Genomic DNA, 23,246 nt, shown 5'->3' with positions numbered 1-23,246 from the left:
GGGGTTCATCGGCTCAGGTGCTCCACGAGCACCACCTGGAGTTCACCGACGGCGAAGCCGAGCACGGCGCCGACGGTGACCATGAGCAGCTCGTCGTCCTTGAAGACCGGGCGCATGATCCCCTCGTACTGCTCGGGGGTCAGCTGCCGCATCTTGTCGATGATGAGCTGCTCGATGTCGAGGGTGCGTTCCGCGTAGTCGCGGGCGGACTCGATGGTCTCGGGGATGGCCTGCACGAGGCGGTCGACCACCGAGGTCTTGAGGTCGCGGTAGCGGCGGGTGCCGATCGCGAGGGTGAGGGCGGGCCGCGCCAGACCTAGCTGCGAGTCGACGGCATCGGAGATCTCCCGGTCGATCGCGGCGAAGAGTCGATCGGAGGTGGGCCCATGCAGCACGCTGTCCAGCAGCACCTCGGTCGAGAAGATGTCACGCGCCAGGATGCGGGCGTAGTCGCGGGTGATCTGCTCCCGCTGGGCGTGCAGCACCCCGTGGACGGGCACGAATCCGAGCCAATGGCGTGGTTCACGCGGCACGAAGATCAGGTTCAGGGCGAGCCAGTCGCTCGCGAATCCGACGAACAGGCCGAAGGCCGGCATGATCCACGGCTCGTGGAAGTAGGCCCAGGCGACCATCTGCACGAGGCCGATGGCGAAGCCGAAGTAGATCCCGCTGCGCCGGATGAAGCGCAGCGGACCGCGACCGATGCCGCGAACCAGGTCGTTGAGCTGGGTCTTGTTCCGCACCAGGATGTTGACCGCGAGGTACTGCAGGTCGACGAAACGGGTCAGGTCGGCGCGCATCTCGTCCAGCAGGTTGTCGACCACGCGTGGGGCTGATCGCTGCACCTTGGCGACGACGGCTCGTCGTCCGACCTCGGGGATCGACTCCCACAGGCCGGGTCGCAGCTGCTCGCAGAGTTCGCGCGCGAGGTCGTCGACGAGACCGACGAGCGGCTCGCGCAGCTCCTCGACCAGCTCGGCCGCATCGACCCGTTCAAGGATCTCCTCCGGTCGCAGCAAGCGCTCGGTGAGCATCTCGATGGTGACCGCGGCCGTCTTGCCGGCACGTCGCGGAACCACGCCCTGCCAGCCGATCGGACCGATCCCGCGGTACTCGAGGGGGCGATAGAGCATCTGCAGAGCCACGATCTTCGTCGTGTACCCGACGAGGGCGGCGACGAAGGGCATCGAGAGGTAGATAAACCAGTTGAGTGAGGCGTCGACACGGATCTCCTCCCAGGTCTGCACCCACGGCACGAGCACGTCCGGGGCGATCACCTGGTTCCCCCTGCGGTCGCCCACAGCTCGCTCCCGAGCGGTGAGAGCCGCAGGCTCCCGCGCTCGATCCGAGCGGGCAGCGGTCCGCGGGTCGAGGCCTTCACGGCACGCAGCACCGTGGGATCGGCCAGCAGCACCTCGTAGTCGGGGCCGAGGTCGTCCTCCTCCGGACCGATCTCGACCAGCCCCAGAGCGAGCAGGTGGCCGACGTAGACGGGCGTGAGCTGAGGAAGCGAGAGACTCGCGCTGCGGCCCACCAGCGACGCGTATTCGAGCGCCGGCTCGGCGGCGCGTCCTGAGCGAGCGCGCACCCACACCGACACGACCGGGGCGGCGCTGCCGTCGGAGAGGGCAGCGAGGATGCGGGCCTCGTCCGGCACCAGCTGGTCGAGCACCCGGTGGAAGAGCGTCTCACGGCTCTGCGACGACGACTGCTCCAGCGCCTGACGGAGGAGCCGACCCAGCTTCGCCCCGAGGTCGGGCTCACCGGGTCCGAGCTCGACCGGACGGTCGGGCCGCTCCGCCCGCGGCGGCGCGACGGCGTCCATGCGGGCGCGGAGCAGTCCGAGCGCCTGCCGCTCGTACCAGCCGGCGACGAGCGCCGTCGAGCGGCCGGCGGTGCCGATGACCCACCGGGCGGCGCCGATCACCTCGGGCGCGACGGGTCGCGCCTGCGGGCGATGATCCGGGAGTCGGTCGTTCACACCGGCTGCTGCGCGGTCACGTCCTCATCGACGGGCGCGACCGCCCCAGGCTCTCCGGTGCGTGCGTCGTAGGCCCGACGCCCGGGCGAGTGGGCACCACCGAGCATGAGGGTGTCACCACCGAGCAGCCGCATGAGTCGGTCCATGACACCGATCGGCACGATGGCGTTCGAGGCGACGAACAGCGGCATGATCCGCGGCGTGAACACGGCGAATCGCCCGCGCTCGACAGCGCGGACGACGCGGACGGCCACGTAGTCGGGAGTGACGGTCGGCAGCAGCCGCGTCTTGTCGAGACCTGAGATGAGCTCGGTGTCGACCAGTCCTGGCATCACGCACGAGACCGAGATGCCGGTTCCGTGCAGCTCGCGACGCAACGCCTCGCTCAGACCGTGGACGCCGAACTTGGTGGCGCAGTAGGTCGAGACACCGACGAAGCCCATCCGACCGGCCGCCGAAGCCACGTTGACGATGTGGCCCCCTCCGTTCGCCTTCATCCTCCGCGCACCCTCGCGCGCGCCGTGGACCACCGCGGTCAGGTTGAGCGCGATCTGCAGGTCGGCCCGGTCGGGGTCCTCGTCCAGGAAGGAGTCGACGACCATGAAGCCGGCGTTGTTGACCAGCACGGCCAGCGGCCCGAGCGTGGCCTCGACGTCGTCGAGGAAGGCAGCGAAGGCGGCGCGGTCGGTCACGTCGACACTGCGTCCGATCGCGTCATCCCCGAGCCCTGCGGCTGTCAGTGCTGCCTGCTCGCCGTCGATGTCGGCGATCGCGACCTTCGCTCCCCGCTCGTGCATCCGGGTGGCGATCGCGGCTCCGATGCCACGCGCTCCGCCGGTCACCACGACCGTGCGACCGTCGAGGTCGCGCAGGCCCTGTCGCTTCGTCATCCCGCCATCTCCTCTGCTGCCATCTCGCGCAATGCGCGCTTGAGTACCTTGCCGGTGGGGTTGCGCGGCATCGTGTCGATGACGCGGACCTCCCGCGGCACCTTGTAGCGGGCGAGGTTGTCGCGCACGAAGGTGCGCAGCGCCTCACCGTCGACAGGTCCCACGGATTCGCCCGCCGCCGGGACGACGAACGCCACCAGCCGCTGGCCGTAGGTGGGGTCCGGTACGCCGATCACCGACACCTCGCCGACCTCAGGCCGGGTGACGAGCAGCTCCTCCACCTCGCCGGGGAAGACGTTCTCACCGCCGGAGACGATCATGTCGTCGTCACGACCGTCGATGTGCAGACGACCCGCCTCATCGAAGTGGCCGACGTCGCCGGAGCTCATCAGCCCGTCGACGATCTCCTTCGAGCCGCCACCCGTGTAGCCCTCGAACTGCATGCCGTTGCCGACGAAGACACGGCCGGTCTCACCGGCCGCGACCTCCCGGCCGTCGTCGTCGAGCAGTCGCACGGTCGTGCCACGCAAGGGTCGGCCGACGCAGGCCGGCGCGGCCCGCATGTCCTCGGGGGTGGCGATGGTGGCGTACGCGACCTCGGTGGAGCCGTAGAGGTTGTAGACCACAGGGCCGAAGCGATCGAGGGCTCGCGTCGCCAGCGCGGCGCCGAGCTGCGACCCGGCGACGAAGACCACTCGCAGCGACGACAGGTCCCGCGGGCGCTCGCCGGCCTCTTCGGCCTCGAGGATGCGCTGCACCATGATCGGGACGGCGATCAGCGACGTCACTCCGTGGGTCTCGATGCTGTCGAGCACGGCCTGCGGATCGAAGCGGCGGCGCAGCACGACGCTCGAGCCCAGAGCCAGCGCCAGCAGGACGTGCGCGAAGCCGAGGGTGTGGAACATCGGGGCTGGGATCTCGGTGACACCCCGCCCACGGAAGGGGATCCGCTCGACCTGGACGCCGAAGGGCGCCAGCGACAACGGCTCCTTGCGGGGTGCGCCCTTGGGGGTTCCGGTGGTGCCGCTGGTGAGCAGGACCAGCTGGGCATGGGTGCCGGGCCGCGGCGGCGGAGAACCCGGATGGCTGGCGACGAGCCCGTCGAGGCTGTCGGTGGGAGGAGGACCCGCGTCGTCCTCGCGCCACGCGATGAAACGCCCTAAGCGAGGCTCGAGTCCGGCAAGCAGGTCGGTGTACTCCTCGTCGTGGACGAGGAGATCGACGCCCTCACGGGTCGCGACCTCCACGAGCTGCGGTCCGGCGAAGTCGGTGTTGAGCAGCACGATGCGCGAGCCGCAACGGGCGGCGGCGAACACCGCCTCGAGGAATCCCCGGTGGTTGCGAGCCAGGATCGCCACGGCGTCCCCCGGCTTCAGGCCGACTGCTCGCCAGCCGTTGGCGATCGCGTTCGCACGACGGTCGAGCTCGGCGAAGGTGAGCGTGCCGTGCTCGTCGATCACCGCGATCCGACGACCGTGCCGGGCAGCGCCCGCGCTGAGCAGGCCTCCGACCGGGCCGTGGCGGTAGAGACCGGCGAGCATCCTCGCCACCGTGACTGGCGACTCGAGCCCGAACATGCCTGCCCGCTGGCAAGCACGCGCCCACGCGGCCTCGTTCGCGACGCGGCCGATGACACGGCCCGGCCCTGGGAGCGTCATCGCGCCCCTCCCTTCAGACGGCGTGATCCGCGCGCGGTCAGCGCACGCAGGGATCGCTCGAGGAGCACGGCCTTCAGCGGCCCGTACGGGTGCCAGGCCAGTCGGCTGACCAGCGGCTGGTGGGCCCGCGAGGTCGTCACGACCTGCGGGCGGCAGAACTTCCGGACGCCGGCGGCACCGCCGAGGCGGCCCCCGACGCCGGAGGACTTCCAACCGGCCTGCGGCACGGGGAAGCAGGCCAGGTGCATGCTCACGTCGTTGATGTCCACGGCACCTGCCTCGATTCGAGCCGCGACGTCGCGACCACGGGAGGTGCTCGACGTCCACACCGATGCGGACAGTCCGTACTCGGAGTCGTTGGCCAGACGCACCGCTTCGTCATCATCGGCGACACGCATGATCGGGATGATCGGGCCGAAGGTTTCTTCCGTCATCACGTCCATCGTGTGATCGACGTCGACGAGCACGGTCGGTCGGACCAGTTGGCCGTCGCGTTCGCCTCCGAGCACGGTCGTGGCGCCCTTGGCGACCGCGTCGGCGACATGGGCCATCACGAGATCGGCCTGCGCGGCGGTCGTCATCGCACCGAGGTCGGTGCGATGGCCGGTGTCAGCGACCTGCCGCAGACCGCGCACCTGGTGAACGACGCGCGAGACGAACGCGTCGTGGATGCTGTCGGCCACGTAGACGCGCTCGATCGAGGTGCACATCTGGCCGAGGTTGGAGAGCGCGCCGAACACGACGCCGCGGGCCGCGGTGTCGACGTCGGCGTCGTCGAGCACCAGGGCAGGGTCCTTGCCCCCCAGCTCGAGACCGCACGGGATCGGCCGCGCGGCCGCGCGGGCCGCGACCAGGCGACCGGTCCTGGTGGAACCGGTAAACTGCACGTAGTCGACCGTGTCGACCAGCACCTCACCGACCTCGGCGTAACCCGTGACTGCCGTCAGCACGCCGGGAGCGCCGATCTCCCGCCACCCCTCGACGACGCGACGAACGGTGACGGGCGTGAACTCCGAGGGCTTGAGGACGACTCCCGCACCGGCGAGCAGCGCCGGCACCGCGTCGAACAGAGCCAAGCCCAGCGGGAAGTTCCACGGCACGATCACGCCGACCACGGGGTAGGGCCGGTGCACCGTCCGGAGCCGACGGCTCGACGTCAGGAGGTTGTGCGGCAGCGGGGTGTCCTCGGCGAGGAAGCGACTCGAGCGCTTGGCGTAGTAGTTGAGCAGGTCCATCGCCATGCCGAGCTCGAGACCGGCCTCGACCCGAGGCTTGCCGGTCTCGGCCTGCAGCAGGGCGACGAGCTCGAGCTCGTGGTCCCACAGCCAGTCGGACCAGCGGCGCAGCCAGCCGGCGCGGGCCTCGGCACCGAGCCCCTCCCACGCCTGCTGGTGCTCGCGCAGCGCCGCCACAGCGACCTCGACATCGCGGCCCGACATCTGCGGGACCTCCCCCACGGTCGTGCCGTCGACGGGGTTGGTGACCCGGATCGCCTCGACCCGGTCGAGGGCATCGGTGTGGACCATGCGCCGAACCTAGGCACCGCCACTGGTGACGACCATCACCGAGCGGGCCAAGCGCTTCGCGATTTCGGCCAGCCGTCCACCGGCCGCGTCTGCACCCCACCCACCGTGCCGTCGCGCCACAATGGTCACGACATGGACGACGACGCCCCGGCCCCGGTCAGCGGTTCGAGCTGGCAGCAGCGCAGACCGACGGCGAGCGCTGCCCTGCTGGTCGCCCTGGGCACCGAGCACGGGGCCCGCACCGAGGACCTGCTGCGCGACACCGGCCTCGACCTGCTGCAGATCCACGACCCGTCTGCGGAGATCGACGCACGCCAGGAGCTGAGGCTGATCGACAACCTAATCGGACTGGTCGACGTCCCGACGCTCGGATTCGTGGCGGGTCGTCGCTACCACTTCGGACTGCACGGCCTGTGGTCCTACGCGGTGCTCAACAGCGCCGATCTCGGCGCCGCGCTCGATATCGGCACCCGTTACGCGGAGCTGACCTACAGCTTCCTCCGCCCGGTCTTCGCCGTCGTCGGCGATGAAGGTCGACTGCTGCTCAACCCGTCCGACATCCCTCCCCACCTGGTCGCCTTCCTCGTCGAGCGCGATCTCCAAGCGGCAAGTGCTGTCGTGCAGGCCCTGACAGGGCTCGCGGCGCTGCCGGCACGTTCGGCTCGGCTCGCCTACCCGCGCCCGGACGATGCGGAGCGGGTGCGGTGCTACGTCGACCTGCTGGGCGTCGAACCGACCTGGGAGGCTGACGACTGCTGGCTCGACTTCGACCCTTCACTGCTCGACCAACCCGTGCCGACGGCATCGCCCGAGGCCGCCGCTGAGGCGGAGCGGGCGTGCGCAGAGCTGCTGACCCGGCGCCGGCGCCGCACCGGCTTCGCGGCCGAGGTGCGCGAGGTGCTCGCCCGGGGCCGGGTGACCACCGACCAGGTCGACGTGGCGGCGGCGCTGCACGTGAGCCTGAGGACCCTGCGTCGACGGCTCGCAGATGAGGGCACGACCTATCGCGAGCTCGCCCAGGAGACCTGGGGGCTCCTCGCCGAGGAGCTGCTGCTCTCGGGCCTCACCGTCGAGCAGGTGGCCGACCGCCTCGGCTACGGCGGAGCGTCGAGCTTCACCCGGGCGTTCAAGGCCTGGAAGGGCGTCGCGCCGGGCTCGTTCGCCAGGCAACGGGGCACCACAGCCTGACCTTCCCCACAGGCAGGTCAGGCTGTGCGCCGCGCGACGCCGTCAACGAAGCCGAGCACCGCGGCCGCGACCTCGTCGGGGAATTCGATCTGGGGGCAGTGACCCCAGCGCCTGCGGACGTCGAGGACGCTGTGCGGGATCCGGGCGTGGATGAGCTCCGCAGAGTTGACCGGGATGATCATGTCGCGGGCGCCGTGAGCCACGAGCACGGGGCAGGTGACGGCGTCGAAGTCGTGGCAGTCGATGCTCTCGAGGGCGAGCTGGCGGGCGGTGCGCAGCGCCCAGGCGGGGCCACCGCGACCGATCACGAAGTCGGCGATCCGACTCGGTGCATCAGGATCGAGGGGACCTCGGCCCACCGCGCGCGCGGCGCCCGCCACGAGCAGGCGGTGGACGATCGGCCGCGGCAGCGGCACGGGGAGCCCGAGCAGGGCCAGTGGTCCGAGTCGCCGGCGCCGGAAGAGGCGGATCAGGGCGCGGTCGCCGCACGAGGGTTCGGAGAGCAGGACGACGCCGTCGAGCGGCGCCCCGGCGGCGGCTGCTCGCAAGGCGGCGAGCGCCCCGAGGGAGTTGCCCACCAGGACGACCGGTCCACCGCGTCCCTCGACGGAGACGAGGTCAGCGACGAACCGGTCGAGCTGGGGAAGGATGGGCCCTGGCGCCAGGACGTCGGCTGACCCGAAGCCGGGGAGGTCGACCGCGACGGCCGACCTCCCCGACCGCGCCAGGGCTCCCAGCACACCGGACCAGCTGTGGCCGCTGTCGGTGAAGCCGTGCAGCAGCACCACGGGAGTGCCGACCCCGGGGGATTCCCAGCGTCGCGTGGTCCAGCCGGCGTACCGGGCTCGGGTGGCGTGCACGTCAGCCTGCGAGCAGGCCCTTGGCGACGTGCGTCACCTGGATCTCGTTCGAGCCGGCGTAGATCATCAGCGACTTGGCATCTCGGGCGAGCTGTTCGACCCGGTACTCGGCCATGTAGCCGTTGCCGCCGAAGAGCTGTACAGCCTCCATGGCGACCTCGGTGGCGGCCTCCGAGGAGTACAGCTTGATCGCCGACGCCTCCGAGAGGTCGTGCATCTTGCCCGCACGGATGTGCTCGAGGGTCGAGAACACCATGTTCTGCACGTTGATGCGCGCCACCTCCATGCGGGCCAGCTTGAGCTGGACCAGCTGGAAGTCGCCGATGGGATTGCCCCACAACGTGCGGTTGCGGGCGTAGTCGAGGCAGAGCCGGTGGCACTCGTTGATGATGCCGAGCGCCAGCACGGCGACACCGACACGTTCCGCGGCGAACGCATCGCGCACCTCGGACTTGGCCCCGCCGTCACCGGGGATCCCCTCGGTCTCTCCGAGCAGACGGTCGCGGCCCAGGCGCACGTTGTCGAAGAACAGCTCACCCGTGGGCGAGCTCATCATGCCCATCTTCTTGAACGCCTTCGCCTGCGTGAAGCCCTCCATGCCCTTGTCGAGCACGAAGGCGAGCACCTTGCGGCCGCGCTTGTCAGCGCCGTCCCCCTCGTCGAGCTTGGCGTAGACGACGACGGTGTCGGCGTGAGGCCCGTTGGTGATGAAGGTCTTGCGACCGTTGAGCAGGTAGTCGTCGCCGTCGCGCTTGACGTAGGTCTGCATGCCACCGAAGGCGTCGGAGCCGGCGTCGGGCTCCGTGATCGCCCAGGCGCCGACGTGCTCGAAGCTCGCCAGCTTGGGCAGCCACCGCTCCTGCTGCGCCAACGTGCCCTTCTTGGCGATGGTCGCCGCACACAGACCGAGCGAGACGCCCATGGACGCCACGGTGCCCAGGCTGACGCCGGCGAGCTCGCTGATGATGGCGACCGCCATCGACTCGGCGCCCTGCAGACCGCCGCCGGAGTCGCCCTCCTTCTTCGAGCGCTCGGGCTTCGGCTCACCCGAGGCCTTGCGCTCCTCGCGACGCCGCAGGCCCGCGAGGTACTTCTCGACCGCATCGCCGGCCATGGCGTCGATGCCGAAGGCCGACCAGAAGCTGCGGATGATGTCGTACGGCGGCAGCTCACCGGTCTCGAGCTGGTCGAGGTTCGGGCGCACCTCCTTGTCGATGAAGTCGCGAGCGGCCTCGCGCATGGCCTCGTCGGTCTCGGACCACGCGATCATTCAGTTCCCCCACTTCTCGATGCCGTCACGCACCGCGTCGATCGTCCAAGGATCGTCGGTCTCGACGAGGTCGAGCGCCGTCCACCCCTGCAGACGCTGGATGGATCCGCCCTGCACCGCGTACACTTGGCCGGTGATCGGGCAGTCGGCGGTGGACAGGTAGGCCACCAGCGGCGAGATGTTCGCCGGGTGGAACGGGTCGACCACGCCCTCCTCGATGGTGGAGCGCATGATGTCGCCGAAGCCCGGGGTCGCCTCGGTGAGACGGGTGCGGGCCACTGGCGCGATCGCGTTGGCGCGCACGCCGTAGCGGGCCAGCTCGTCAGCGGCCACGAGGGTGAGGGCCGCGATGGCGGCCTTCGCGGCGCCGTAGTTGGACTGGCCGGCGTTGGGCAGGGTGACGCCCGAGCCGGATGCCGTGTTGAGCACCGAGGCGTTGGGCGTGCGGCCCGCCTTGGTCTCCGCCTTCCAGTACGCGGCCGCGTGACGCAGCACGGAGAAGTGGCCCTTCAGGTGTACCTGGACGACGGAGTCCCACTGCGACTCCTCCATGGTCGGGATGAAACCGTCGCGCAGGATGCCGGCGTTGTTGACGACGGCGTCGAGACGACCGAAGTGGTCGATCGCCTGGTCGACGACCGCCTGGGCGCCGTCCCAGGTGGCGATGTTGTCGGTGTTCGCGACCGCCTCGCCACCGAGGGCGACGATCTCGTCGACGACCTGCTGAGCGGGTCCGGCGTCGGTGCCCGCACCGTCATTGGCGCCGCCGAGGTCGTTGATGACGACCTTGGCGCCCTCGCGGGCGAAGAGCAGCGCGTGCTCGCGGCCGATGCCGCGGCCGGCACCGGTGATGAGGGCGACGCGCCCGTCGAGCTGTCCCATCAGGGAACCTCCATGGAGTGGGTGGGAAGGGGAGTCGGCAGGGTGCGCGTCAGCGCGCGATCTCGGCCAGGCCGTCGGTGAGCACGACCTTGTCGCCGACGTAGGTCTCGAAGGCGTAGGTGGTGCTGTCGGCGTCCTGGGCGGTCTGCCAGATGCGGGTGGTGAGGTCCTCCCCGGGGAAGACCATCTTGGAGAAGCGGATCGCCAGGCGGCGCAGCTTCGTGGTGTCGGAGTCGCCGACCTGCTCGAGCACGCCCCAGGCGGCCATCGCCATCGAGCACAGGCCGTGCGCGATGATCCCGGGCAGGCCGGAGTCCTTCGCGACCTGCTCGTCGAGGTGGATGGGCATGGGGTCGCCGGAGGCCTCCGAGTAGCGGAAGGTCTGGTCGTCGTCCACGTGGGCGTGAGCGACGGCCGTCGGCTCGGTCTCCCGCAGCGCGGGATCCAGCTTGTGGTCCGGCGCCTTCTCGCCGACGGACCGGCCCTCTACGTGACCGCGCACGAAGCACGTCACGATCTGCTCGTTGACCAGGGCGTCGTGCTCGTCGCGGCACTCGAGGTGCACGATCACGCGGGTGCCGTTCGGCAGGCTCTCGTAGCCGACCACCCGACCTCGAGCGGTCAGGAGGTCCCCCGGCCGGATGGCGCGGTGGAAGATGAACTCCTGCTCCCCGTGCACCACCAGACCGAAGAGACCGGTGGGGACGACCTCGATGACGGGCTCGAGCAGCGACTCGAAGACGGGGACGATCGCGAACACGGGGTTGGCGATCACCCCACCGCGGTGGGCGAAGATCGGGTCGTTGGTGGCCTCCGCGTAAGCGGCGATCCGCTCGGAGGTCACCTCGAACTTGGTCGGCTCGGTCCAGACACCGATGCCGGCGTCGTCGAAACGCAGCTCGCTCATGCGAGGGCGGCCAGCTTGTCGAGGCTGTCGTCGAGGTTCTTCAGGGCGTCCTTCTCGACGGCCTTGGCCAGAGCGCCGACCACGAGGGAGCCGGAGAAGTTGGCGTTGATGACGACCTCGGTCTCACCGTCGCCGGACGGCGCGACGTTGAACTCGAAGAGCGCCTTCACGCCGGCCATGCCGGTGCCGGAGATCGTCAGCTGCGTCTCGGGGACGATGGTGTCGACGGTCCACTCGAGCTTGTTGGCCATGCCGAGCATGACGACCTTCTCGATCAGGCGAGCGCCGACGGTGATCTCGGCCGGCGGGGCCTCGAGCCAGCCCGCGTGGATCGTGAGCCACTGCTCCCAGCTGGTGACGTCGGCGATCTTCGCCCAGACCTTCTCGGGCGCGGCGGGCAGGGTCTTGGTGGTGTTGATCTGGCCCATGGTGGGTCCTTCCTGGTGGTCCGGCCCAGCAGGCCGGTGGATGAGGTGGATGGGTGCCGCTGGCGCGGCGGGGATCAGCGGTCGGCGCGCTGGTAGATCGAGACGACGGACGTGCCGCCGATGCCGATGTTGTGCTGCATCGCGGCGGTGACGCCGTGGACCTGGCGCTTGTCGGCGGTGCCGCGCAGCTGCCAGGTGAGCTCGGCGCACTGGGCCAGGCCGGTGGCGCCCAGCGGATGGCCCTTTGAGATCAGCCCACCCGAGGGGTTCACGACCCAGCGGCCGCCGTAGGTGGTGTCGTCGTTGTCGAGCAGCTTGCCCGCCTCGCCGGGGGCGCACAGGCCGAGGGCTTCGTAGAGCAGCAGCTCGTTGGCGGAGAAGCAGTCGTGCAGCTCGATGACCTGGATGTCCTCCGGTCCGAGGCCCGCGCGCTCGTAGGCCCGGCGGGAGGCGGCGATGTTCATGTCGTAGCCGATGATGTTCGCGGCCGTGCCGTCGAAGGTCGACTCGAAGTCGGTGGCGATGCCCTGTCCGACGATCTCGACGGCCTGGTCGACGAGGTCGTGCTTGGCCACGAACTCCTCGCTCGCGAGGATGGCTGCGCCGGAGCCGTCCGACGTCGGCGAGCACTGGAGCTTGGTCAGCGGCTCGTAGATCATCGGCGAGTTCATGATGTCGTCGAGCGAGTACTCCTCCTGGAACTGCGCGTACGGGTTGTTAACCGAGTGCTTGTGGTTCTTGTACCCGATCTTGGCGAAGTGCTCGAGCGTCGTGCCGTACTTGGCCATGTGCTCGCGGCCGGCCGCGCCGAACATCCACGGCGCCGGCGGGAAGCGGACCTCACTGATCTCAGCGAGCATCAGGAAGTGCTTGCCGTTGGGCTGCTCGCGGTCGTCGAAGGTGACGCCGAGGGAACCGGGATTCATCTTCTCGAAGCCGAGGGCCAGCGTCACGTCGCTCTCTCCGGAGCGGATGGCGTTGGCGGCCAGGTAGAGCGCGCTCGACCCGGTCGAGCAGTTGCTGTTGACGTTGAAGATCGGGATACCCGTCATGCCCAGCTCGTAGGCGGCCCGGTGACCCGCGCAGCTCTCGCCGTAGACGTAGCCGACGAAGGCCTGCTCGACCTGGTCGTAGGTGATGCCGGCGTCCTCGAGCGCCTTGGTGCCCGACTCCTTGGCCATCTGGGGGTAGTCCCAGTCCTCGCGTCGGCCGGGCTTCTCGAACTTCGTCATCCCGACGCCGATCACGAAGACCCGATTGCTCTTCTTGGTGCTCACTTGGCCTCCTCGTTGGTGCTGGCAGTTACGAAGGTAGGAATCAGCGGACCTGAGCCGCGACGACAACGGAGCCCGATCTACTTGACCGAAACGCTCACTGCACCGGGGCGGAGGATGCTGGTACGGTGCGCCGCATGGCCGACCGGACGCTGCCGATCGACCTCGTGCAGGCGAGCGTCTCCCTGGCCCTGCGCAGCGGTTGGGACGTCAACGCGCTCCTCGAGGACGCCGGCCTCTCCCCGCTCCTCGTGGCCGAGGGACGGGCGCGGGTCACCGAGGAGCAGCTGGTCACGGTGCTGCGCTCGCTCTGGGACCGCACAGACGACGAGCTGCTCGGGCTGGGGCCGCATCCTTTGCCCCGCGGCAGCTTCCGACTCCTGCTCTTCGGCATCGCCGGGGCACGCGACCTTGGCGATGCGCTCGAGCGGCTGCGCGGCTTCGTGCGCGCCTTCCCAGCGCTGGTCTTCGAGCTCGACCTCGGCGAGCAGGAGGCACGCATCAGCGCCCCCTGCGATCTCGACGACGAGACGGCGAACATCGTGCTGCTCGCCGGGCTCGCTGCTGGGCACCGCCTCATCAGCTGGGCGGTGGGGCGGGAGGTCAGTGCACTCCGGGTCGAGCTGCCCTTCCCCCGGGCGCACGAGGAGACGCTGACGATGATGTTCGACGCCCCGCTCGTCTTCCACGCCGCTCGCGCCGCGATCGTCGTCGAGACCGACCTGTTGCGCCGGCCGTTCGTGCGCTCGGACGAGGAGATCGAGCAGGTGGTCGCCCAGGCCCCGCGCTGGTTCCTGAGCCGGCCTCGACGCGAGGTCACTTTCAGCGCCCAGGTGCGGCGCTATGTGGAGTCGACCATCGCCGGCGGCCGCTGGCCCGAGGCCGCTGACGTCGCCTCGCGGTTGACGATCAGCCCGCAGACCCTGCGGCGTCGGCTAGCCGAGGAAGGCACGTCCTTCCGTGCGATCAGCGACGAGGTGCGTCGCGACGTCGCGATCACCAGCCTCGTCGGGGCCACGGAGTCGATCGCCGACCTCTCCGCGCGCCTGGGCTTCTCGGAGCCGAGCGCCTTCACCCGGGCGTTCCGACGCTGGACGGGGGACGCTCCATCGGCGTACCGCTGCGCCGGGCCGGAGTGAGACGGAGCGAGTGGCTGGCCGGTAATGCGTCGGCGGCGACCGGTCGGGGCATTGACCGGTCAGTGGCACGCGCCTACCGTCGCGCCATGCCTGCAACGTCGCGGCGTCCGTCGACCGACGAGACCACCGCCGCCCCCGACCTGCCCCAGGGGTGGTCGCCCGCGGTCACCGCACGCCATGAGGCGCGCCTGATGCACCTCGCTGGCCGCTTCACCTCCACGCGCACGCTGCGCCGCCCCGACCTGCTGGCTCGTGCGGTGCGCGGCCGGGTCGTCGTGATCACCGGCGCCTCCAGCGGAGTCGGCGCCGCGCTGGCCGGACTGTGCGCTGACGCCGGCGCCCAGGTCGTGATCTGCGCCCGCAGCGCCGATCTGCTCGAGGAAGTGGCCAGCGAGATCCGATCTCGAGGCGGACTCGTCGACGCCCACTGCGTCGACCTCGGGGACGACGACCAGGTGCGCGCCTTCGCGGCCGCCGTGCTGCGCGATCACGGCCGGGTCGACGTCCTCGTGCACAACGCAGGCAAGTCGCTGAACCGCAGCGTCGCGCTTTCGGGTGTGCGCCCGAAGGACCTGCACGCCACGCTGGCCGCCAACTACATCGGTCCGGTCCGCCTGACGATGGCGCTGCTGCCCTACATGCGGGCCCGCGGCGAGGGCCACATCGTCAACGTCTCCACGGCCGGCATGCTGATGCCGGCCGTGCCGCGCTGGAGCCTCTACCTGGCCAGCAAGGCCGCCTTCGACTGGTGGCTGCGCTGCATCGCCTGCGAGATCGCCGATGACGGCATCGACGTCACCTCGCACTACCTTGGCAGCGCCCGCACCAAGATGAGCGCCTCCGACAACGTGCTGACGCGGCTGCCCAGCCAGTCGGCCGAGGATGCCGCACGCGGCGTCGCGCACTCGATCGCGCACCGCCCTCGTGTCGGGGCGTGGCGGCCCCTGTTCGCCGTCGCGGGGATGTCGGCGCTCCTTCGCGGGCCTGCGGACCGGCTCGCCGCCCGTGCCTACCGACGCATCCCAGAGCCGCGGCTCAGTGCGAGCCGCGCGCTGCCCCAGGAGGACCTGGTCTTCGGAGACCCGGCCGAGCTCGCGCAACGCTGCGGCTGACGCCCGCGCAGCTGGAGGGGGAGGTGCCCACGTCCTCCACGTCCGTGGGCGCCTCCGTCTCTGGACCGAACCTAAGGGGCCGATGTGGCGCGGTCGTTGTCGACGATGCTGCGCAGGACCGACCTGCTCCGCGGACTGTGGACCAGGTAGGCGTCGACGACCGGACCGATGAGACCGCGCATCAGGTACACGGGGACGAACCGCGCCGGGTAGATCAGCCGGGGACGACGGCGCTCGATGCTGTCGACGAGCGCTGCAGCGGCGTCCGCGGGAGTGGCCTTCGTGAGTCCGACGGCCGGGAGCACGCCTTCGAGAGCCTCGTTGAGAGGATCCGCTGCGAAAGCGCGGACCAGACCGGTGTCGACGAAACCGAAGTGGATCACTCCGACGCTGACCCCGCTGGGGGCGAGCTCGATCCTCATCGCCCGAGCGAGGGACTCGACCGCCGCTTTGCTGGCGCCGTAACCGGCCCACGCGGGGGTCGGCGCAAACGCCGTCACGGACGAGATGATGGCGAGGTGTCCGCCGCTGTCGACGAGGTGCGAGGCGCTGGCCCAGGCGGTGTGCCAGACACCGTGGAGGTTGACGTCAAGCAGGCGACGTTGGTGTTCGCGGTCGCCGAATGCGACCGACGTGGGACGCGGACCGATTCCTGCGTTGGCGACAACGACGTCGATGCGTCCGCACTCGGCCGCGATCGAATCGACGGCCGCCTCCAGGACGACGAGGTCGGTGACGTCCGCGACCCGCCACCGCACCGGTCGCGACGAAGTGCCCATCTCGGAGGCGACGCGCTCCACCTCGTCGTTGCGGTCGATCAGCACCACGTCGGCACCGCGTTCCCACGCCTGCTGAGCGGTCGCTCGGCCAATACCGGCGGCGCCGCCGGTGATCACGATGACGGACCCAGCGAGGGTCTGGCGCGGGAGAGCGCGCGATCCCCGGCTCATAGGACGACCGGCGCGTGATCGAGTGGAAGCAGTGATGTGAACACGGAAGCACTCCTCGTGGAGGTCGGTGGTCGAAGGGGCTGCGACGGCGGACCGGAGGGCGGCATCAGGCGATGGCCTCCGACGCGATGAGGCTCCTCGCCCGATCGGGCCCGATCCCCCAGTCGGCCAACGTGCTCACCACGTCACGCCCGCCATGGTCCGCCGCTGCCGGCGGCGCTGCGGGGGTTCGACTGAACCGCGGCGCTGGGGCGGGCTGGATGACTCCGTCGATCTCGACGAACGATCCGCGGGCGACGGCATGAGGATGGTCGTGCGCTTCCCACGGGGACAGCACAGGGGTGACGCACGCGTCGCTGGCGGCGAAGACCTCCGCCCATTCCGCCCGGGTCCGGGTCCTGAATCGCGCCGCGATGCGACCCCGCCAGGCATCCCAGCCACGAGGATCGACGTAGTACGGGAGGTCCTCGTCCTCCTTGAGGTCCAGCCCCGCGAGTAGCTGGGCGAAGAACTGTGGCTCGACGCAGCCCACGGCGACGTGACCGCCGTCGGCGCACTCGTAGGTGTCGTAGAACGCAGCGCCACCGTCCAAGGCGTTGGTGCCTGGCTCCTCCTGCCAGAGGCCGACGGCGTGCATGCCGCGCATGAACGCCGTAAACAGAGAGGCACCGTCGACCATCGCCGCATCGACGACCTGGCCGCGACCCGAGCGGTTGCGCTCGAGCAGCGCCGCGAGGATCCCGAAGGCCATCAGCAGGCCACCGCCTGCGAAGTCACCCAGGAGGTTCAAGGGGGGAAGCGGTCGCTCCCCCTGTCGGGCGATCGGTTGTAGGACACCGGCGAGGGCGATGTAGTTGATGTCGTGCCCGGCGGTGTGAGCCAGCGGGCCGTCCTGCCCCCATCCTGTCATCCGTGCGTAGACCAGCCGCTCGTTGAGGGCGAGGAGGTCGTCCGGGCCGATCCCCAGACGCTCCGCCACCCCAGGGCGGAAGCCCTCGACGAACACGTCCGCGCCTGCGGCGAGCTCGCGCACCAGCGCCAAGCCCTCGGGATCCTTGAGGTCGACGGCGACGGTCCGCCTGCCCCGATCGAGCGGCCCGGCCGGAGGCGTGATCGCGGCCGACGAGCCGGCGCGGTCGATCCGCAGCACCTCCGCACCCAGGTCGGCGAGCACCATGCAACCGAAGGGAGCCGGAGCCAGGCTGGCCACCTCGACGACACGGATCCCTGCCAGCGGTCCTTGCGGTGTCATGCGTAGTTCTCCTCGTGGGACCTGGGCGCGACGGCGCTGCGTGATCGACGCCAGTGATCCTCCACGGGAGCGCGCATCGCCTTGCGATAGCGCTCCGGCGTCCACGGCCAAAGCTCCGGCAGACCGTCGCCGCCGATGTACCAGCTGGTGCAGCCGCTGGCCCATACAGTGCCGGGCAGCGCCTCGCTCATCGCTTCCTGGTGGGCACGGTAGGCCTCGTCGGTGACCTCGACCGTGTCGAACTCCCCCTGGGCCCAACGGCCGATCCAGCCCGCGATGAACCGTGCCTGCGCTTCCGCGATGGCGGTCAGCGAGTAGTTGCCCACCGGACTGTGGGGGCCCATCAGCATGAACAGGTTCGCGAGCCCCGGAACCGCGACGCCGTAGTAGGCCTTCGGGCCCTCCGCCCAGATGTCGTCGAGGGTGCGGCCGCTATCGCCGATCACCGACGCGGGGCGGATGAAGGCGTGCGCGTCGAAGCCGGTGGCGAGCACCAGGACGTCGAGCTCGTGCTCACGACCGTCGGCAGTACGCACCCCGGCCTTGGTGATGCGGTCGATACCGTCGGTGACGACGTCCACGGTCTCGCGTTGCACCGCCTTGAAGTAGCCAGGCGACATGACCAGGCGACGACAGCCCGGCTGATAATCGGGCCGGAGCTTGCTGCGGAGTTCCGGATCACGGACACCGGCGAGGCTGCGCCGGACCACAGCGTCGAAGACACGACGACGGCGTCCGTCCTCGGTGAGCGCCTGCGCGATGGCCTCCAGGCCGGCGCGGTAGGCCAAGTAGCCGACGCGGTTCAGCGGAGGGACGAGCCGGTGGGCCTGCCGCAGGACCCGGGGGTACGCGGGGTTCGGCACCGTGACGACCCAGTGCGGGGAGCGCTGGAAGACGCTCACTCTGGACGCCACCGTGGAGAGTGCCGTGGTGATCTGGACGCCGGTCGATCCGCTGCCGATGATGCCGACCCGTGCCCCCTCGAGCGGCACCGAGTGATCCCATCGGGCGGAGTGGAACATCGCGCCTGCGAAGTCCTGGGCACCCGGGATCTCGGGAACGTGCGGATGGTGCAGCACCCCGGCTGCGCTCACGACGAAGTCGGCGTGCCAGGTATCGCCGGTGGCGGTGTGCGCGACCCACTCGCCGTCCCTGCGCTCGACGGAAGTGACCTCCTGACAGTGGTGCACGAGGCGGCGCATACCGAGGTCGTCGGCCACCTTGTTGAAGTACGCAGCGATCTCGGCCCCTGGCGAGAACAGGTGCGACCAGTCCGGGTTGGGGGCGAAGGTGAACTGGTAGAACCGCGACGGCACGTCGCAGGCGAGGCCGGGGTAGGTGTTGTCGCGCCAGGTGCCGCCGACCTCTGACCGCTTCTCAAGCACGGTGATGTCGGTGACGCCTGCCTCACGCAGGTAGTGGACGGCGCACAGCCCGGACATGCCGGAGCCGACGACGACCACGCGGGGCATACGGATCACTGGTTCCTCCTGACTCTGCGCTCAGCGCGGCCGGCGGACCGGCAGCGACTTCGGACCGCGCAGCGACGGGTTGGTGGACCACACGAGCGGTCCGGCGGGCTCGAGCGCCGGCACCTCGTCCAGCAGGGTGTCGATGGCGATGCGCGCCTCGAGTCGGGCGAGGTGAGCGCCGAGGCAGAAGTGGGGGCCGACTCCGAAGCCGAGCTGACCGGTCGTCGTCCTGGTCGGGTCGAACGTGTGCGGGTCCGGGAAACGCGCGGGATCGCGGTTCGCTGCGCCGAAGTAGAGGACCACGCGGGAGTCCTTCGGGATGACATGTCCAGCGACCTCGTAGGGCTCCTTGGTCACCCGGGCCACCCACTGCAGGGGCGAACCCCAGCGCAGGCCCTCCTCGACGAGACCGGGCACGAGCGAGCGGTCCTCCCGGATGCGCGCGTAGAGCTCAGGGTCCTGCACGAGCCTGTCACCGATGATGCCGAGCAGGTTGGTCGTGGTGTCGTTGCCGGCGACGATCAGGAGCATCACGAAGAGGTAGGCGTGCATCCGGGTGATCTCGCCCTCGTCCACTCCACGCTGGAGGGCGGTGAGGATGTCGTCCCGGGGGTCGGTGCGTCGCTTCAGCATCTCCGTGTGGACGAGATGCTCGAGCTTGACGATGACCGGGAAAGCGGCGCCGATCACCTGACCGACCTCGAGCACGGTTCGCGGCGAGAACACCCGCGCGAGATCGAGAGACCACCTCCGGAAGTCGGCCCAGCGCTCCTCCGGCACGCCGATCATGTGCGCGATCATCGTGATCGGCAAGGGCACCGCGAAGTCGCGCATGAGGTCGACGTCGGCGCCGTCGCGCACCTTCGCTGCCAACGGCTCGACGATGCGCCTCACCTCGTGCTCGAGGTTGCGCACGGTGCTGGGGCTGAACGACCTCGACACGACGCTGCGCAGGCGGTTGTGGTCGGGTTCGTCGGTGGTGATGATCGACGGCACACTCGCCGATCGCAGGAAAATCCCCTCGGCGGACGAGAGCACGTCGTGCGCACGCGCCGCCGTGTTGACGTCGTCGAAGCGCGTCAGCATCCACACGTTCAGTCGCTCATTGACCGCAATCCGCGCGGATTGGAGAGCTGAGTAGGCGGCGTAAGGGTCGGCCACCGATGCGGGGAGGGTCGGGTCGAAGGTCGTGCGCAGCACGGTGTCGGGCGCCTTCGCGGCCGAGGCGCGGTGGGCGATGTCCTGCCACAGGCTGCGGCCGAGCACAGGGGCGACCTGGCCGACGATGTAGACGAGGGAGGCCGCCATGCCGGCGGCGTCGCGCACGCTGGCACCGCGGGGCTGCGAGGCGGTGACGAGAGCGGGGCTCATGTGGTCCTCCAGGACTGGGGAGACGGGGCAGGGGCAGTGGCATCGGCGGCCGTCGTAGGGGTGACGGGGGCGACGGAGGTGACGGGCGTGGTGGTCGCACTCGTCAGGCCCGGGACGCGGCTCAGGGCGATGTCGAACGGGGCGATGGCGCTGCGCAGGACGAGGGCAGCCCCGACCCAGCGCGGCGCCCAGACCCGAGCAGAGCGACACTCAAGGCCGCCGACGATCGCCTCGGCGGCGACGGTGACCGGGGCGGGGCTCAGGAGCCACGGCACCTTGGTGGCGAGCGCGCCGAGCGGCGTACCGCCGAGCAGGTCGTCGCGGGCGAGCCCGGTGTCGATGAGGCCGAAGTAAGCGACTCCCGCGGTGGCGCCGGTCGGGGTGAGCTCGATGCGCAGGGACCTGCCCAGCGACTCGACCCCCGCCTTGGCCGCGCCGTATCCGGCGATGCTGGGGCAGGCGATGGCGGCCGCCAAGGAGGCGACGAGCAGCACGTGACCTTGCTCGCGGACGACGTGCGGTAGCGAAGCGTAAACCGTGCGCCATACCCCGAGCAGGTCGACCTCGAGCACCCTCTCAACGGCCGCCGGGTCTGCGTCGAGCAAGGGAGAGACCGGGCCCGCGATGCCGGCGTTGGCGACGATCGAGTCGACCGGGCCTAGGTCGCGGGCGATGCGGTCCATCACCTCGATCATCGCGGCCTGGTCGGTGACGTCGACTTGGTAGGCCAGCGCCTGAGCGACGGCCCCGCTGATCTCGGCGGCGACCTCGTCGCCGGCGTTCGGGTCGCGGTCGAGCACGGCGACGCGGGCGCCTCGCTGTGCCAGCAGTCGAGCGGTCTCACGTCCTATGCCGTTGCCGGCTCCGGTGACCACGACGACGCGGCCCTGCAACGAACGTGGCCTCACGGCGTCCTCCTCATTGAGTGCGGTTGTCAGAGGATCTACCAGTCGGGCCGGCACTGGAAGGGAGGATCTTCCTATCGAGAATCTATAAACTGTGCAAAACTCCAATCGTGTCATCCGCAACGGCCTCACAGATGCCCCTCCCCGAGCCACGCCCACACCTGGTGCCGCTGCTGGCGATCCTTGAGGAGCCGGCGACCCTGGACGCGCTCAGCCAGCAGATCCTCGAGGCGCTGGCCGCATCGACTCCCTGGTTCGACGTCGCGATCCGGCGTGAGCTCAGCGACCTGGTGCGCACCTCCGCGGACCGGCTCGGTCCGATCCTCGCTGGCACCGCCACCGGCTTCGAGACCCCGCCCGAGGCCCTTCGCCTGGGACGTCGGATGGCTCGGCTCGACGTGAGCGTGGCCGAGGTCCTGCGAGCGTTCGGCGACATGCGCCAGCAGACCACCGACCTGCTCACCACTGTGCTGGCCCTGCTGGAGATTCCGACCGACCAGCAATTGAGCCTCGCGCTGGAGACCAACCAGCTCGTGATGTGGTGGCTCGACGCCCTACAGCTCGCCGTCCTGGCCGAGCACGCGCAGGAACGGGACTCGCTCAGCCAAGCCACCCAGCGACGGCGCCAGGACCTGGTGCGCCGCGTGCTGGATACCCCGTCCGCCGACCTCGACGAGGCGGGCCGACAACTCGGTTACAACCTGCGCGGCACCCACACGGCGCTGCTCACCTGGCCCACCCCCGACGCGGACGACGACACAGCAGCCTCGACCTTCGCCCGCCGACTCCAACAGCGCGCCGGCGCCCTCCTCGTCGAAGGCGGGGCGCGGGAGACGTGGGTCTGGCTGCCCGGAGGTGAAGCCGCGGCCGTAATTGAGACGCCGCCGCCTGGGGTGCAGATCGCCGTCGGACGCACCTTGCCGGGAGCCGACGGGTTCCGGCTCTCTCACCGCCACGCACAGGCTTGCCGCCGTCTCGCACCGCACCTGCGCGACTCCCCCGCCGTCGTTCAGTTCGACGATCACGACGTCGTGGCGCTCCTCGTCACCGACGACGTCATCACACTTGCTGCCTTCGCCCGCGCCGCGCTCGGCGGACTTGGTGACGACACCGCCCTCGCACGGCGGTTGCGTGACAGCGTGCGCTCCTACTACGAGCACGACCAGCGGATCGGGCCCGCAGCCGCCGCCCTGCAGATCCACGCAAACACCCTTCGCTACCGACTTCAGCAGGCCGAGGACATCGTCGGCCACCCGCTCGGCAGCGATCGGCTCCGCATCGAACTAGCACTGCTGGTGCGCGACCGAGTCGTCACCAGCAATCAACGGTGAGCCTGCGAATCGGGATTGGCCACTTTCCAGCACCACCCGGCATGACCCACCTCGGCGAACACGGCCAACTGACCGGGCTCAAGATCGAGGGACTTCGGAAGGGGCGATCGAACTCGACTCGGGGATTTCGAGCTCCCGCCCGGCGCAGATCGACGCCGATCGAGGCGCATTGCCGTGGAAGTGTGTCCCCCAGGTGCTCCCAAGGTCCGACTCGGTCGGCATAATGAATCGCCCCGGCCCTGATGCGGCCGAGCAGCTCGGCATGCATCCCGAGACGCTGCGTAACTGGGTCCGGCAGACCGAGATCGACGGTGGTGTCCGTCCGGGCACTACGACGGATGACGCGCAGCGGCTGGCAGAGCTCGAGCGCGAGGTCCGCGAGCTGCGTCGGGCCAACCACATTCTGAAGACCTCGGCGGCTTTCTTCGCGTCAATGCCGCAGTGATGACTGTCCGACCGGGGTTCGCTCCTTTCTTCGCTGAGTGGAGTCCAGCAGAGTGGTGTACGACGACCTGAGTGAGCGCGTGCCTGCAACGTAGGCGCGGCCACCAGGTGGATCCTTCGAGTGATCTCTCACAACCGACTCGAAGAAGGACAGCTTGATGACCGCTGTGCCCAGGGCGAAATCAAGCGGTCGTCGCAACACCCCGTCCTGGAGGTGTTGCGTGGCCCGTCGTCAGCAGGCAGCAGATCGGGCGATCCGACCGAAGCTGCGGTCGCCTGGGACAGAGCCCCGCGGGGTGGTGGGCTTTGAGGTGGTCCTCGGTGCCCTACTCGCCAGCCTCGATGGCGGCGTGATCACCAGTATCCACCGGGTCGTTGAGTAGCGCCATGGACTCTTCTGAGAGGT

General features: G+C 70.0%; 20 protein-coding genes and 1 pseudogene. 5 read left to right on the top strand and 16 right to left on the bottom strand.

Going from position 1 to position 23,246, the window contains the following annotated elements:
* Positions 1-5 precede the first annotated feature (5 nt).
* The 5 genes from MRBLML1_RS21960 to MRBLML1_RS21940 form a co-directional block, all read right to left on the bottom strand.
* On the bottom strand, positions 6-1,277 hold the full coding sequence (locus MRBLML1_RS21960) for a DUF445 domain-containing protein (RefSeq protein WP_364520117.1): 1,272 nt from the start codon (positions 1,275-1,277) through the stop codon (positions 6-8).
* On the bottom strand, positions 1,274-1,981 hold the full coding sequence (locus tag MRBLML1_RS21955) for an Abi-alpha family protein (RefSeq protein WP_364520115.1): 708 nt from the start codon (positions 1,979-1,981) through the stop codon (positions 1,274-1,276). Before MRBLML1_RS21955 ends, MRBLML1_RS21960 begins: the two co-directional genes overlap by 4 nt.
* Complete coding sequence (locus tag MRBLML1_RS21950; protein ID WP_364520113.1) at positions 1,978-2,871, bottom strand: SDR family NAD(P)-dependent oxidoreductase; 894 nt, start codon at positions 2,869-2,871, stop codon at positions 1,978-1,980. Before MRBLML1_RS21950 ends, MRBLML1_RS21955 begins: the two co-directional genes overlap by 4 nt.
* Positions 2,868-4,412 (bottom strand): acyl-CoA synthetase, encoded by a 1,545-nt coding sequence (locus tag MRBLML1_RS21945; RefSeq protein WP_364520111.1) that lies wholly within the window; start codon positions 4,410-4,412, stop codon positions 2,868-2,870. Before MRBLML1_RS21945 ends, MRBLML1_RS21950 begins: the two co-directional genes overlap by 4 nt.
* Before the next feature lie 113 nt (positions 4,413-4,525).
* Positions 4,526-6,055: an aldehyde dehydrogenase family protein gene (locus tag MRBLML1_RS21940; protein ID WP_364520109.1), complete on the bottom strand. Its 1,530-nt coding sequence runs from the start codon at positions 6,053-6,055 to the stop codon at positions 4,526-4,528.
* Between MRBLML1_RS21940 and MRBLML1_RS21935 the strand changes: the two genes are divergently transcribed.
* Entirely contained in the window at positions 6,047-7,243 is a 1,197-nt protein-coding gene (locus MRBLML1_RS21935) for an AraC family transcriptional regulator (protein ID WP_364520107.1), read from the top strand. The genes MRBLML1_RS21940 and MRBLML1_RS21935 overlap by 9 nt on opposite strands.
* A gap of 17 nt (positions 7,244-7,260) precedes the next feature.
* Here the strand turns inward: MRBLML1_RS21935 and MRBLML1_RS21930 are convergent, their stop codons facing one another.
* The 6 genes from MRBLML1_RS21930 to MRBLML1_RS21905 all read right to left on the bottom strand — a co-directional run bounded on the left by MRBLML1_RS21930 (position 7,261) and on the right by MRBLML1_RS21905 (position 12,867).
* The gene (locus MRBLML1_RS21930) at positions 7,261-8,103 is read right to left on the bottom strand and encodes an alpha/beta fold hydrolase (protein ID WP_364520105.1); all 843 of its coding nucleotides are present in this window, start codon (positions 8,101-8,103) and stop codon (positions 7,261-7,263) included.
* Between the two features lies 1 nt (position 8,104).
* On the bottom strand, positions 8,105-9,373 hold the full coding sequence (locus MRBLML1_RS21925; RefSeq protein WP_364520103.1) for an acyl-CoA dehydrogenase family protein: 1,269 nt from the start codon (positions 9,371-9,373) through the stop codon (positions 8,105-8,107).
* Complete coding sequence (locus MRBLML1_RS21920; RefSeq protein ID WP_364520101.1) at positions 9,374-10,255, bottom strand: SDR family oxidoreductase; 882 nt, start codon at positions 10,253-10,255, stop codon at positions 9,374-9,376.
* 49 nt (positions 10,256-10,304) lie between these two features.
* The gene (locus tag MRBLML1_RS21915) at positions 10,305-11,162 is read right to left on the bottom strand and encodes a MaoC/PaaZ C-terminal domain-containing protein (protein ID WP_364520099.1); all 858 of its coding nucleotides are present in this window, start codon (positions 11,160-11,162) and stop codon (positions 10,305-10,307) included.
* Positions 11,159-11,590 carry a type II toxin-antitoxin system Rv0910 family toxin gene (locus MRBLML1_RS21910; RefSeq protein ID WP_364520097.1) on the bottom strand — a complete coding sequence of 144 codons (432 nt, stop codon included), beginning with the start codon at positions 11,588-11,590 and terminating at the stop codon, positions 11,159-11,161. Before MRBLML1_RS21910 ends, MRBLML1_RS21915 begins: the two co-directional genes overlap by 4 nt.
* Before the next feature lie 74 nt (positions 11,591-11,664).
* Positions 11,665-12,867, bottom strand: coding sequence for a lipid-transfer protein (locus tag MRBLML1_RS21905; protein ID WP_364520095.1), 1,203 nt, complete (start codon positions 12,865-12,867; stop codon positions 11,665-11,667).
* Between the two features lie 134 nt (positions 12,868-13,001).
* On the opposite strand from MRBLML1_RS21905, the gene MRBLML1_RS21900 reads away from it, so the two are divergent.
* Both MRBLML1_RS21900 and MRBLML1_RS21895 read left to right on the top strand, forming a co-directional pair.
* Positions 13,002-14,003 carry an AraC family transcriptional regulator gene (locus MRBLML1_RS21900; protein WP_364520093.1) on the top strand — a complete coding sequence of 334 codons (1,002 nt, stop codon included), beginning with the start codon at positions 13,002-13,004 and terminating at the stop codon, positions 14,001-14,003.
* 86 nt (positions 14,004-14,089) lie between these two features.
* Entirely contained in the window at positions 14,090-15,115 is a 1,026-nt protein-coding gene (locus MRBLML1_RS21895) for an SDR family NAD(P)-dependent oxidoreductase (RefSeq protein WP_364520091.1), read from the top strand.
* 71 nt (positions 15,116-15,186) lie between these two features.
* Here MRBLML1_RS21895 and MRBLML1_RS21890 read toward each other — a convergent pair whose 3' ends face one another.
* The 5 genes from MRBLML1_RS21890 to MRBLML1_RS21870 form a co-directional block, all read right to left on the bottom strand.
* Positions 15,187-16,011, bottom strand: coding sequence for an SDR family NAD(P)-dependent oxidoreductase (locus MRBLML1_RS21890; protein ID WP_364520089.1), 825 nt, complete (start codon positions 16,009-16,011; stop codon positions 15,187-15,189).
* 160 nt (positions 16,012-16,171) lie between these two features.
* Positions 16,172-17,317, bottom strand: a complete 1,146-nt coding sequence (locus MRBLML1_RS21885) for a CaiB/BaiF CoA transferase family protein (protein ID WP_364520087.1) — start codon at positions 17,315-17,317, stop codon at positions 16,172-16,174.
* Positions 17,314-18,789: a flavin-containing monooxygenase gene (locus tag MRBLML1_RS21880; RefSeq protein WP_364520325.1), complete on the bottom strand. Its 1,476-nt coding sequence runs from the start codon at positions 18,787-18,789 to the stop codon at positions 17,314-17,316. The genes MRBLML1_RS21885 and MRBLML1_RS21880 overlap by 4 nt, the downstream gene beginning before the upstream one ends.
* 30 nt (positions 18,790-18,819) lie before the next feature.
* Entirely contained in the window at positions 18,820-20,115 is a 1,296-nt protein-coding gene (locus MRBLML1_RS21875; protein WP_364520085.1) for a cytochrome P450, read from the bottom strand.
* Positions 20,116-20,156: 41 nt separating this feature from the next.
* Positions 20,157-21,182, bottom strand: coding sequence for an SDR family NAD(P)-dependent oxidoreductase (locus MRBLML1_RS21870; RefSeq protein ID WP_364520083.1), 1,026 nt, complete (start codon positions 21,180-21,182; stop codon positions 20,157-20,159).
* A gap of 47 nt (positions 21,183-21,229) precedes the next feature.
* Between MRBLML1_RS21870 and MRBLML1_RS21865 the strand changes: the two genes are divergently transcribed.
* Positions 21,230-22,396: a PucR family transcriptional regulator gene (locus MRBLML1_RS21865; protein WP_364520081.1), complete on the top strand. Its 1,167-nt coding sequence runs from the start codon at positions 21,230-21,232 to the stop codon at positions 22,394-22,396.
* A gap of 247 nt (positions 22,397-22,643) precedes the next feature.
* Positions 22,644-22,823: pseudogene (locus MRBLML1_RS21860) on the top strand (transposase); the annotation flags it as partial.
* Between the last annotated feature and the right edge of the window lie 423 nt (positions 22,824-23,246).

Origin of the sequence: Nocardioides sp. LML1-1-1.1 (assembly GCF_040676175.1) — a bacterium.
Lineage (GTDB): Bacteria > Actinomycetota > Actinomycetes > Propionibacteriales > Nocardioidaceae > Nocardioides.
Note: the sequence above shows the minus strand (reverse complement) of the source record. Positions and strands in the feature narration are given on the sequence as shown.

Bases quoted from the DNA above. Each gene is read 5' to 3' on its own strand.
- MRBLML1_RS21915 (WP_364520099.1), bottom strand. From the start codon at position 11,162: ATGAGCGAGCTGCGTTTCGACGACGCCGGCATCGGTGTCTGGACCGAG.
- MRBLML1_RS21950 (WP_364520113.1), bottom strand. From the start codon at position 2,871: ATGACGAAGCGACAGGGCCTGCGCGACCTCGACGGTCGCACGGTCGTG.
- MRBLML1_RS21880 (WP_364520325.1), bottom strand. From the start codon at position 18,789: ATGCCCCGCGTGGTCGTCGTCGGCTCCGGCATGTCCGGGCTGTGCGCC.
- MRBLML1_RS21920 (WP_364520101.1), bottom strand. From the start codon at position 10,255: ATGGGACAGCTCGACGGGCGCGTCGCCCTCATCACCGGTGCCGGCCGC.
- MRBLML1_RS21870 (WP_364520083.1), bottom strand. From the start codon at position 21,182: ATGACACGATTGGAGTTTTGCACAGTTTATAGATTCTCGATAGGAAGA.
- MRBLML1_RS21895 (WP_364520091.1), top strand. From the start codon at position 14,090: ATGCCTGCAACGTCGCGGCGTCCGTCGACCGACGAGACCACCGCCGCC.
- MRBLML1_RS21925 (WP_364520103.1), bottom strand. From the start codon at position 9,373: ATGATCGCGTGGTCCGAGACCGACGAGGCCATGCGCGAGGCCGCTCGC.
- MRBLML1_RS21945 (WP_364520111.1), bottom strand. From the start codon at position 4,412: ATGCTCGCCGGTCTCTACCGCCACGGCCCGGTCGGAGGCCTGCTCAGC.
- MRBLML1_RS21910 (WP_364520097.1), bottom strand. From the start codon at position 11,590: ATGGGCCAGATCAACACCACCAAGACCCTGCCCGCCGCGCCCGAGAAG.
- MRBLML1_RS21900 (WP_364520093.1), top strand. From the start codon at position 13,002: ATGGCCGACCGGACGCTGCCGATCGACCTCGTGCAGGCGAGCGTCTCC.
- MRBLML1_RS21940 (WP_364520109.1), bottom strand. From the start codon at position 6,055: ATGGTCCACACCGATGCCCTCGACCGGGTCGAGGCGATCCGGGTCACC.
- MRBLML1_RS21885 (WP_364520087.1), bottom strand. From the start codon at position 17,317: ATGACACCGCAAGGACCGCTGGCAGGGATCCGTGTCGTCGAGGTGGCC.